This is a genomic window from Nonomuraea sp. 10N515B (assembly GCF_052245915.1).
Taxonomy (GTDB): domain Bacteria; phylum Actinomycetota; class Actinomycetes; order Streptosporangiales; family Streptosporangiaceae; genus Nonomuraea.
Map to the genome: position 1 here is coordinate 31,216 of NZ_JBQQBQ010000075.1, position 9,731 is coordinate 40,946.

13 protein-coding genes are annotated in these 9,731 nt (G+C 71.2%); 9 read left to right on the forward strand and 4 right to left on the reverse strand.

Going from position 1 to position 9,731, the window contains the following annotated elements:
* The first annotated feature begins 14 nt into the window (after nucleotides 1-14).
* The 3 genes from ACTWQA_RS51350 to ACTWQA_RS51360 all read left to right on the forward strand — a co-directional run bounded on the left by ACTWQA_RS51350 (nucleotide 15) and on the right by ACTWQA_RS51360 (nucleotide 2,572).
* A complete protein-coding gene (locus ACTWQA_RS51350; RefSeq protein WP_443166109.1) occupies nucleotides 15-665 on the forward strand; it encodes an NAD(P)H-binding protein in 651 nt (216 codons plus the stop codon).
* Nucleotides 666-762: 97 nt separating this feature from the next.
* Nucleotides 763-1,878 carry an LLM class flavin-dependent oxidoreductase gene (locus tag ACTWQA_RS51355; protein ID WP_443166110.1) on the forward strand — a complete coding sequence of 372 codons (1,116 nt, stop codon included), beginning with the start codon at nucleotides 763-765 and terminating at the stop codon, nucleotides 1,876-1,878.
* A 13-nt stretch (nucleotides 1,879-1,891) separates the two neighbouring features.
* A complete protein-coding gene (locus ACTWQA_RS51360) occupies nucleotides 1,892-2,572 on the forward strand; it encodes an FMN reductase (RefSeq protein ID WP_443166111.1) in 681 nt (226 codons plus the stop codon).
* A gap of 65 nt (nucleotides 2,573-2,637) precedes the next feature.
* On the opposite strand, the gene ACTWQA_RS51365 is transcribed toward ACTWQA_RS51360, so the two are convergent.
* A complete protein-coding gene (locus tag ACTWQA_RS51365; RefSeq protein WP_443166112.1) occupies nucleotides 2,638-3,549 on the reverse strand; it encodes an SMP-30/gluconolactonase/LRE family protein in 912 nt (303 codons plus the stop codon).
* Between the two features lie 129 nt (nucleotides 3,550-3,678).
* On the opposite strand from ACTWQA_RS51365, the gene ACTWQA_RS51370 reads away from it, so the two are divergent.
* Genes ACTWQA_RS51370 through ACTWQA_RS51390 form a run of 5 tightly spaced genes read left to right on the forward strand, consistent with a single transcriptional unit; the run spans nucleotide 3,679 to nucleotide 7,942 of the window.
* Nucleotides 3,679-5,124 carry a M1 family metallopeptidase gene (locus ACTWQA_RS51370; RefSeq protein WP_443166113.1) on the forward strand — a complete coding sequence of 482 codons (1,446 nt, stop codon included), beginning with the start codon at nucleotides 3,679-3,681 and terminating at the stop codon, nucleotides 5,122-5,124.
* 49 nt (nucleotides 5,125-5,173) lie between these two features.
* Nucleotides 5,174-5,686 (forward strand): hypothetical protein, encoded by a 513-nt coding sequence (locus tag ACTWQA_RS51375; protein ID WP_443166114.1) that lies wholly within the window; start codon nucleotides 5,174-5,176, stop codon nucleotides 5,684-5,686.
* Nucleotides 5,687-5,714: 28 nt separating this feature from the next.
* A complete protein-coding gene (locus tag ACTWQA_RS51380) occupies nucleotides 5,715-6,320 on the forward strand; it encodes a cyclodeaminase/cyclohydrolase family protein (RefSeq protein ID WP_443166115.1) in 606 nt (201 codons plus the stop codon).
* On the forward strand, nucleotides 6,317-7,144 hold the full coding sequence (locus ACTWQA_RS51385; protein WP_443166116.1) for a bifunctional 5,10-methylenetetrahydrofolate dehydrogenase/5,10-methenyltetrahydrofolate cyclohydrolase: 828 nt from the start codon (nucleotides 6,317-6,319) through the stop codon (nucleotides 7,142-7,144). The genes ACTWQA_RS51380 and ACTWQA_RS51385 overlap by 4 nt, the downstream gene beginning before the upstream one ends.
* A gap of 42 nt (nucleotides 7,145-7,186) precedes the next feature.
* Entirely contained in the window at nucleotides 7,187-7,942 is a 756-nt protein-coding gene (locus ACTWQA_RS51390; protein WP_443166117.1) for a type 1 glutamine amidotransferase, read from the forward strand.
* Here ACTWQA_RS51390 and ACTWQA_RS51395 read toward each other — a convergent pair.
* Together ACTWQA_RS51395 and ACTWQA_RS51400 are read right to left on the reverse strand one after the other, a co-directional pair.
* Nucleotides 7,911-8,060: a hypothetical protein gene (locus ACTWQA_RS51395; RefSeq protein WP_443166118.1), complete on the reverse strand. Its 150-nt coding sequence runs from the start codon at nucleotides 8,058-8,060 to the stop codon at nucleotides 7,911-7,913. The genes ACTWQA_RS51390 and ACTWQA_RS51395 overlap by 32 nt on opposite strands.
* Complete coding sequence (locus ACTWQA_RS51400) at nucleotides 8,057-8,683, reverse strand: sulfite exporter TauE/SafE family protein (RefSeq protein ID WP_443166119.1); 627 nt, start codon at nucleotides 8,681-8,683, stop codon at nucleotides 8,057-8,059. The genes ACTWQA_RS51395 and ACTWQA_RS51400 overlap by 4 nt, the downstream gene beginning before the upstream one ends.
* A gap of 59 nt (nucleotides 8,684-8,742) precedes the next feature.
* Between ACTWQA_RS51400 and nfi the strand changes: the two genes are divergently transcribed.
* On the forward strand, nucleotides 8,743-9,405 hold the full coding sequence (gene nfi, locus ACTWQA_RS51405; RefSeq protein ID WP_443166120.1) for a deoxyribonuclease V: 663 nt from the start codon (nucleotides 8,743-8,745) through the stop codon (nucleotides 9,403-9,405).
* A 20-nt stretch (nucleotides 9,406-9,425) separates the two neighbouring features.
* On the opposite strand, the gene ACTWQA_RS51410 is transcribed toward nfi, so the two are convergent.
* Nucleotides 9,426-9,626: a ferredoxin gene (locus tag ACTWQA_RS51410; RefSeq protein ID WP_443166121.1), complete on the reverse strand. Its 201-nt coding sequence runs from the start codon at nucleotides 9,624-9,626 to the stop codon at nucleotides 9,426-9,428.
* Between the last annotated feature and the right edge of the window lie 105 nt (nucleotides 9,627-9,731).

Here is a 9,731-nt window from a genome sequence, read left to right on the forward strand (position 1 = left end):
GGAGCGAGTCCGGCGTGAACGTGATCATCTTTGGCGCGACCGGCATGGTCGGCCGCGGCGTGCTGCGGGAATGCCTGCTCGACGAGCGGGTGTCGGCCGTGCTCGCGGTCGGCCGCTCCCCGACAGGCCTCGACCACCCCAAGCTGCGGCACATCCTCCATGGCAACCTGCTCGACCTGGCCTCCATCGAGGAGCGCCTGACGGGTTTCGACGCGTGCTTCTTCTGCCTGGGCGTCTCGTCGGCCGGGATGAGCGAGGGGGACTACCGGCACATCACCTACGACTACACGCTGTCCGTGGCGAACACCCTGGCGCGGCTCAATCCCGGCTCGACATTCGTGTACGTGTCGGGCGCCGGGACGAACGCCCACGGGCGGGCAATGTGGGCCAGGGTGAAGGGGGAGACCGAGAACGCGCTGCTGGCGCTGCCGCTCCAGGCGTACATGTTCCGGCCCGGCTTCATTCAGCCGCTGCACGGCATCACCTCGCGCACCCGGCTCTACCGGCTGGCCTACGTCGCGAGTCGGCCGTTGTACCCGCTGTTCCGGCTGCTCTTCCCGTCCGCGGTGACCACGACGGAGCGGATCGGGCAGGCCATGATCACAGTCGCCGAGCGGGGCGCACCCAAGCGGATCCTCGGCCCGGCGGACATCAACGCACTCTGACCACGCACAGACCACCATGCCCGATGATGGAATAACGCGGAAGGCCCTTGCGCTACCGTAGCCGTCAAAGATTCAACAGTCATGGATGGTGACTAAAGTGCAGTTCGGAATCTTCAGCGTGGGCGACGTGACCATGGACCCCACGACCGGCAGGACGCCGACGGAGCACGAGCGGATCAAGGCGATGGTGACGATCGCGCTCAAGGCCGAGGAGGTCGGGCTTGACGTGTTCGCGACGGGCGAGCACCACAACCCGCCGTTCGTGCCGTCCTCCCCCACGACGATGCTCGGCTACATCGCGGCCAAGACCGAGCGCCTCGTCCTCTCCACCGCCACCACGCTGATCACCACCAACGACCCGGTGAAGATCGCCGAGGACTTCGCCATGCTGCAGCACCTGGCGAACGGGCGGGTGGACGTGATGATGGGCCGGGGCAACACCGGGCCCGTCTACCCGTGGTTCGGCCAGGACATCAGGCAGGGCATCCCGCTCGCCATCGAGAACTACGCGCTGCTGCACCGGCTGTGGCGCGAGGACGTGGTGGACTGGGAGGGCCGCTTCCGCACGCCGCTGCAGGGCTTCACCTCGACGCCGCGGCCGCTGGACGAGGTGCCGCCGTTCGTGTGGCACGGCTCGATCCGCAGCCCGGAGATCGCCGAGCAGGCCGCCTACTACGGTGACGGCTTCTTCGCCAACAACATCTTCTGGCCGAAGGAGCACTTCATGCGGCTGATCCACCTCTACCGGCAGCGGTACGCCCACTATGGGCACGGCACGCCCGAGCAGGCCATCGTGGGGCTCGGCGGCCAGGTGTTCATGCGCAAGAACTCCCAGGACGCGGTACGCGAGTTCCGCCCGTACTTCGACGTCGCCCCCGTGTACGGCCACGGGCCGTCGCTGGAGGAGTTCATGGCCGAGACGCCGCTCACCGTGGGCAGCCCGCAGCAGGTCATCGACCGGACGCTGCAGTTCAGGGAGTTCTTCGGCGACTACCAGCGCCAGCTGTTCCTGATGGACCACGCGGGGCTGCCGCTGAAGACCGTGCTGGAGCAGCTCGACATCCTCGGCGAGGAGGTCGTGCCGGTGCTGCGTGCGGAGTTCGCCAAGGGCAGGCCGGCCGAGGTGCCGGACGCGCCCACGCACGCCTCCCTGCTCGCGGCCAAGACGGCCGCCGCCGTCACCACCGCCTCCGCCGCCACCGTCGAAGCCTGAGGAAGGGGACATCATGAAGCTGGTCGTCGTCACGGCGGGGCTGACCCAGCCCTCCTCGACCCGCCTGCTCGCCGACCGCCTCGCCGAGGCCGTGACCCGACGACTGGCGGAGCAGGAGGCGCCGGAGGAGCCCGCGGCCGGGCGCGTGCCGCCGCCGGCGGGCCCGGCCGAGCTCGCGGCCGTCGAGCCGCGGGTGATCGAGTTGCGTGAGCTGGCCGTGGACGTCGCGCACGCGTTCGTGACCGGGTTCCCCGGCGCCCGGCTGCGCGCGGCGATCGAGGCGGTCACGGAGGCCGACGGGATCATCGCGGTCACGCCGATCTTCAGTGGCTCCTACAGCGGGTTGTTCAAGTCGTTCTTCGACGTGGTCGACAACACCGCGCTGGCGGGCAAGCCCGTGCTGATCGCCGCCACCGGCGGGACGGCCCGCCACTCGCTGTCGCTGGAGCACGCGCTGCGGCCGCTGTTCGCCTACCTGCGGGCCGTCGTCGTCCCGACCGCCGTGTACGCGGCCGCGGAGGACTGGGGCGGCGCGGGCGACGCCTTCACCGACGGCCTGGGCGAGCGCATCGAGCGCGCCGCCGGCGAGCTGGCCGACCTGCTCCGGCACCGCGCGCCCAGCGCGCGGGCGGAGCAGGAGGAGAGCGTCGTGCCCTTCGAGGAGCAGCTCGCCGCACTGCGCCCGCCGCACTAGGACGTTCACCCCGCCGGGTCGCCCTGCGCGGCGAACGCCGGAGCGCCTCGCCCGCCCGACGCCGATCAGGGCTTGATCGCTACCACGTTGTACGCCGTGTCAGGCGTCGGCGTGGTGGTGAAGCGGGCGTTGGGCAGGTAGAGGCGGTGGCCGTACTTGGCGACCGTGGTCGGGACGTCGAAGCGCGGATCGGTCAGTCGCTTGACGATCTTCCCGGACGAGCCGTCGGCGGCCAGGCCGATGACGGCGACGGTGTTGGCGCGGTTGAGCACGGCGTACAGGGTGCTGCCGGACAGCAGCAGGCCGTCGCCGTTGGTGAGCAGCTCGCCGCCCAGGTCCACCTCTGTGGTGACGCCGGTGGCCGGGTCTGCCTCGAACAGCTTGCCGGTGTTCGACTGGACGATCAGCAGTGACTTGCGGTCGGGGCTGATCGCGATGCCGTTGGCGTTGTTACCGGTCGTGTACTGGATGGCCCCACTGAGCGGAATCTTGACGGCCTCGTCGGGGAGAGCGCCGCCGCGGCCGAGCGCGAGCTTGTACAGGACGGGGTTGCGGGAGTCGGTGAAGTAGGCCGCACCCCCGGTGAGGATGACGTCGTTGACGAACGCCGGGTCGGTGGTCAGCTTGTACGATTTGACGACCTCCCCGGTACGCAGGTCGATCACGCGGGCGTCGCCACCCGTCCCCCCGGCCACGAACAGCCGGCCGCGCCCGTCGGTCTTGAGCCCGAGCGACGGGGTGCCCGGGCCCTTGCTGATGACCGACCCCTTACCGGTGCGCAGATCGGCCCGGTAGATGTCACCGGTCGCACGGGAGCCGAAGTAGGCGTAGGGCCCGCCCCCGATCGCGATCCCCTCCGGCTGGAACCCGTTGGGCAGCGCGAACTGGTCCGGCTTCGACGTGGCCTGCGCGGGCACGGTGCCCAGCAGGAGCACGATTAAGGCGCTTGCTGCGGTCTTCAGGATCGCGGATCTCATGCGGCCCACGATGCCCGTGCCCCTGCCCGAGGTGAAGAGGTGCTGCGCGCTTCACAGGGAGTTTGCAGAAACGATCTGATTGATCGAAAGCTCTTGTGGGTACCGAGGCGGTTCGTTACCTTTGCCCGAATGCGGAGGCCCCCTTTATTACTTCTGACCCTTTTGCCGGCCGTATCGGGCTGTGGCGCACCGCCGCCCGCCACGAGCCAGGCGCAGTTCGCCCAGCCGGTGGCCCTCGCGCCGCGTCCCGAGGTGGACCTGAGCGCGTACGAGAAGGGCAGGTCGCAGCCCGTCAAGGATCCGGTGTTCCCCGCCTACGGCAACCCGGCGATCGACGTGCTCCACTACGATCTGACGCTGGGCTGGAAGCCGTCGAGCCGCACGCTCACCGGCACGGCGAAGCTGACGCTGCGCGCCGTCAAGCCCGTCACCCGCCTCACCGTCGACTTCGGGCGCGCGCTGAAGGTCGATCAGGTCACGGTGAACGGCACGAGCGCCAGGCCCCGGCATACCGGGAACGACCTGTCCGTCCCCCTGGCCAAGCCGTTGAAGGCCGGTGAGGGCGCCGTCGTGACCGTGCGCTACCACGGCCGGCCCCGGCCGGTGGACGCCAATCAGCGGCGCAAGGACATCAGCATGCTCGGCTTCCACACCGGCGACGGCGGCAGGGCGTGGGCTCTGCAGGAGCCGTTCGGTGCGTTCACCTGGTTCCCGGTCAACGACCATCCGTCGGACGAGGCGCTGTACGACGTGGCGATCACGGTGCCCAAGGGCTGGTCGGGCGTCGCGCACGGCACGTACAAGGGCAAGAGCACGAAGGGCGGGTCGAGCACGTTCCGCTGGAAGTCGACCGACCCCGTGGCCAGTTACCTGACGGTGTTCGCGGCCGACAAGTTCCGCATGTACAAGGACAAGGGTCCCCGCGGCATCCCGATCACCTACTGGATCCGCCCCCAGGACGCGGCCAAGTCCCTCCCCGTGGCCCGCCGGACGCCGGCGATCATGAAGTGGCTGGAGAAGAAGCTGGGCCCGTACCCGTTCCGGAGCGCCGGCCTGGTGACCACGAGCGACTCCGGCATGGAGACGCAGCAGATGATCGCGCTCGGCCCGCGGTTCATGGAGCCGTCGGTGGTGGCGCACGAGCTGGCGCACCACTGGTTCGGCAACACCGTCACCCCGCGCACCTGGCGCGACCTGTGGCTGAACGAGGGTTTCGCCATGTACTTCGAATTGCAGTGGTACGCCGACGACCAGGGTCACTCGATCGACCCCTACATCGCGAGCATCCGCCGCCTGGACGCCAAGCTGCGCAAGGAGAACGGTCCCCCGGGCCGGTACCGGCGGGACTCGTTCGCGCAGAGCAACGTCTACTACGGGCCGGCGATCATGCTGCACGAGATCAGGGAGCGGCTCGGCGACAAGAGGTTCTTCGCGATGACGAAGGCGTGGCCGCAGGAGCACCGCAACACGACCCAGGACCGGGCGTCGTTCATCAAGTGGATCAACGAGCACACAGGCGAGGACTTCACCGAGCTCATCGACACCTGGCTGGACTCGACGACCACCCCACGCTGAGGGAGCGCGCACGGTAGGTTGGGGCGTAACCACACAAACGGGGTTTGTCATGTCAAATGGTGCCCGTCATGTCCTCGGAGTGGTCGCCGGGCTGCTCCTTCCTCCCCTGGTCGCCGCCGGGCTGTGGTTCGGCGTCGGCGAGCTCCGTCTGGAGGCCGCAAGGGCGTTCCAGATCTCTTGGCCTGCGGTGGGCGTCCTGGTCGCCACCGGCATCGGACTGGCGTTCCTGGCCGGTTCGCGCCTGTCACCCGTCGCCTCCCTCCTCGGCGGCCTGGCGTTCACCGGCCTGGGCGTCCTGCCCCTGCTGGCGGCGCTGGGCGTGCAGCAGCCGCCGGACTACCTGCTGCCCAACTCCCTGGAGCCCGGCTACCTCACCCTCGCCTACACGGGGCTCCATCTGGTGCTCGGCGTGTTGCTGCTGGTGGTCTCGCTCTTCCCGTCGCGCTGGCGCTCCATGGCCGAGCCGACGGTCTACTCGCCTGCCTACAGTGAGGCGCCGTCGCCGTACCTGCCGCCGCAGAGCGGCGCCGAGGACGCCACACGGCCGATGTACCGCGATTGAGCACCGCATGGGCTGGCAGAATGCCGCCATGCGCGACTTGAAGATCGTCGACTTCCTGGCCGAACTGGCCGACCGGCGGCCGGCTCCGGGCGGCGGCGCGACGGCGGCCCTGCACGCCGCCCAGGCCGCCGCCCTGCTCGGCATGGTCGCCCGCTACAGCACCGGCGAGAAGTACGCCGATCACGCCGAGACCGTCGTCGCCGTGATCGCCGAGACCGACATGCTGCGGGCGCGGGCGTTGAAACTGGCCGAGGAGGACGCGGCGGCGTTCACCGCGGTCACCGACGCCTACCGGCTGCCCAAGGGCGAGCAGCGCAGCGCCGCGATCGCCGCCGCGCTGGCCGGGGCCGCCGAGCCGCCGGCCCGCGTGATCGAGGAGGCCACGCGGATGATCGAGCTGTGTGAGCTGCTGCTGCCGATCGGCAACCGCAACGTCGTCACCGACGTGGCCGCCGCGGCGGAGGCCGCACGCGCCGCGCTCACCACCGCGAGGGTGAACGTCGAGGTCAACCTCGGCGGGGTCAAGGACGAACGAGTACGCGAGAAGCTGAACATCCGCCTGTCCGCCGTGGACCCGGCCGTCGCCAGGGCAGACTGGGTGACCGCCGAGGTGCGCGAGGAGATCAACCGGTGAAGACGCTGACCGGCAAGGAACTGGCCGCCGCCATCCGCGCCCAGACGCAGGCCGAGGCCGCGGCGGGCCCTCAGCCGCGGCTGGCCGTGGTGGTGGCCACGGACGACGAGGCGAGCCTGTGGTATGTCCGGTCGCTCGCCAAGGCCGCGACCGGCGTCGACATCGCCTGCGACGTGGTCGACCTGGGGCCCGGTGCCCGCCCTGAGCAGATCGGCGAGATGCTGACCAGGCTCAGCGGCGACTCCGGCGTTCACGGCGTGCTGCTGCAGACGCCCTTGCCCTCCGGCTCCTCGGCGCAGGAGCTGGCCGCGTCGATCGACCCGCGCAAGGACGTCGACGGCGCCAACCCGCTCTCGCTCGGCCGGCTGGCGGCCGGGCGACCGGCGTTCCCGCCCGCCACCGCCGCGGCCGTCATGGCCTTGCTCGACCACTACGAGGTGGAGCTGGAGGGGCGCCGGGCCGTCGTGGTCGGCCGCTCGACCGTGGTCGGCAAGCCGCTCGCCCACCTGCTGCTCGACCGGCACGCCACGGTCACCGTCTGCCACTCGCGCACCCGTGATCTGGCCTCCGTCACCTCCACGGCCGAGGTGCTGGTCGCGGCCGCCGGCCGGGCGGGGCTGATCGGCGCGGGGCACGTCGCGCCGGATGCGGTCGTGATCGACGTCGGCACCAACCCGACCGACGACGGCGGGCTGACCGGCGACGTCGACTTCGACGCGGTCGCGGGCGTGGCCGGGGCGCTGACCCCGGTGCCCGGCGGCGTCGGCCCGGTGACGACCGCGCTGCTGCTGCGCCACACCGCCAGGGCGGCGAACCTCCCGTGAGCGACGACCGGCTGATCAACGAGTGGATGGCGGAGGCATGTGATGGGTGACGTGCTGGTCGTGCAGAACAGCCGGAGCGGCGGCCCGGCCCGGCTGGGCGACTGGCTGGCCGAGGCCGGGCATGAGCTGGACGTCGTGCTCGCCCACGACGGCGCTCCCCTGCCCGATCGGCTCGGCCACGATGCCATGATCATGCTGGGTGGCGGCTACCTGCCCGGCGACGACGACCGGGCCCCATGGCTGGCGGACGCCCGGCGGCTGGTGGGGCAGGCGCTGGCGGAGGGGGTGCCGCTGCTCGGCATCTGCCTGGGCGGTCAGATGATCGCCCAGGTCGCGGGGGGTGAGGTCATGGGCGACGCGGGCACGCCGGAGAACGGCAGCGTCCCGCTCACGATCAGGCAAGAGGCCGCCGACGACCCGCTCTTCCACGGGCTTCCCCCGGTGGTGCCCGCCGTGGAGCACCACAAGGACGCGATCACCGCGCTGCCCGCGGGCGCCGTCTGGCTGGCGGAGACGCAGGCGTGCCCCTACCAGGCGTTCCGGGTGGGCGAGCGGGCCTGGGGCGTGCAGTTTCACCCCGAGGTGCTGCCTGCGCGCATCCGGGAGTGGCGCGCGGACGGCTTCGATCCCGGCGAGGTCTATGCCAGGGCGGCGGCCGACGAGCCGGTGTCCACGCCGATCTGGCGCGAGGTGACGATGCGCTTCGCCGCGCTCGTCGCCGAACGTGCCGCGGGCGCGCGTACGAGACCCGGCCCAGAGCGTGCCGTCAGCGCGCGTACGAGTCCCAGCCCAGCTTGAGCGCCACCGCCAGCCCGCACAGGGCCGCCAGGTAACGCAGGCTGTGGCCCGGCATCCGACGCGCGATCTTGGGCCCGACCCAGCCACCGCTGGTCGCGTATCGCGGGGACTTCGTCACAACGGTTGCCGTCCGTACGCGTCTGGCAGCGCTGCGCCCCAGTCGACCGGCCCGAAGATCGCGAACCCGAGCGCCGCCACCGCGTTCGCCAGCCCCGTCATGACGTTCTTCATCGCGTTCACCTTGGCCGCGGGGTGGTCGAGCATGGCGGCCAGCACGGCGAACACCAGGATGCCCCCGGCAGCGCCGAAGTACCCCACATAGATCGTCACGGTGAACAGCCCCACCCGGCCCAGAATCCCGTGCTCGCCGCGCACCCGCCCGGACGGTGGCCGGGCCAGCAACAAGGACGCCATCGCGATCAGCCAGGGCGCGATCAGCTCGAACGTCCTGGCGGGGGTCACCAGCAGCAAAAGGGCGCCCGACGCCCCGCCGAGCGCGGCCACCGGGCCGAGCCTCAGCACGCGGCCGCCCTCGCCGGCCAGCTCGGGACGCGATCCGGCGGCCGCGCCGACGCCAGTGAAGACGAGGGCGACGGTGTTGGTGACGTTCGCGGCCAGCGGGGGCAGGCCGAAGGCCAGGAGGGCCGGGTAGGAGATGATCGAGGCGAGGCTCACGACCGTGCTCACCACACCGGCCACGACGCCGACCGCGAGCAGGCCGAGAGCTTCGCCGAAGATCACGGGGACATGCTATGTGTTGTCCGATTTGTCCCTGCGGGCGGGGCACTACGGTGGGTCGGGTGCAGGTTGAGCAGCTTCACCCATGGCCCTCCACGGTCGCCGAGGCGCAGGCCCTTCAGGACCGGCTCCGCGGGCACGTCGAGCTCACCGGGCCGGACACCTTCACCCTGGTGGCGGGCCTGGACGTGCACTACCACGGCCCGGGCGACAGCCTGACGGCCGCGGTGGTCGTCCTGGACGCCGCCGACCTGGCCGTGGTGGAGCAGGTGGTCGTCCACGGGAAGGCGGCGTTCCCGTACGTGCCCGGCCTGTTCGCCTTCCGCGAGCTGCCCGCGCTGGTCGAGGCGCTCGAGCAGCTCACGGTGACGCCGGACCTGCTGGTCTGCGACGGATACGGGCTGGCGCACCCGCGCGGGTTCGGCCTGGCCTGCCACGTCGGCGTGCTGACGGGGCTACCGGCGCTGGGTGTGGGCAAGACGCCGTTCGTCGGCACGCACGAGCCACCGGGGCCGCAGCGCGGGGCGTGGACGCCGATCGTGCACGAGGGAGCCACGGTGGGGCGGGCGCTGCGCACGCAACGCGGCGTCAAGCCGGTGTACGTCTCCCAAGGACACCGCATCGCCCTGGACACGGCCACGGACCAGGTCCTCCGCCTCGCCCCGCGCTACCGGCTCCCCGAGCCGATCCGGCGCGCCGACCACCTGGCCAGGCACCCGGGCTGACGCCTGGATCGGCCCTCGGCTCACGCTTCTTCGCTGAGCTCGATGGCGGCGGCGGGGCAGACGGCGGCGGCCTCGCGGACCAAGGGGTGCTGGTCAGCGCCGGGCTCGGCCTCGAGCAGGATGACGATGCCGTCGTCCTCGCGCTGGTCGAACACCTCCGGCGCGATCAGCACGCACTGGCCGGCGCCGCAGCATTTGACCTCGTCGACGATGACTTTCATGATGATTCCCTCCGGGTGTCGATCAGGCGGTCACCAACGGACCGGCACGGTGCGCAGGCCGCCGACGGCCAGCCCCTCGACGCGTTCCAGGTCCTCCACGGGCAC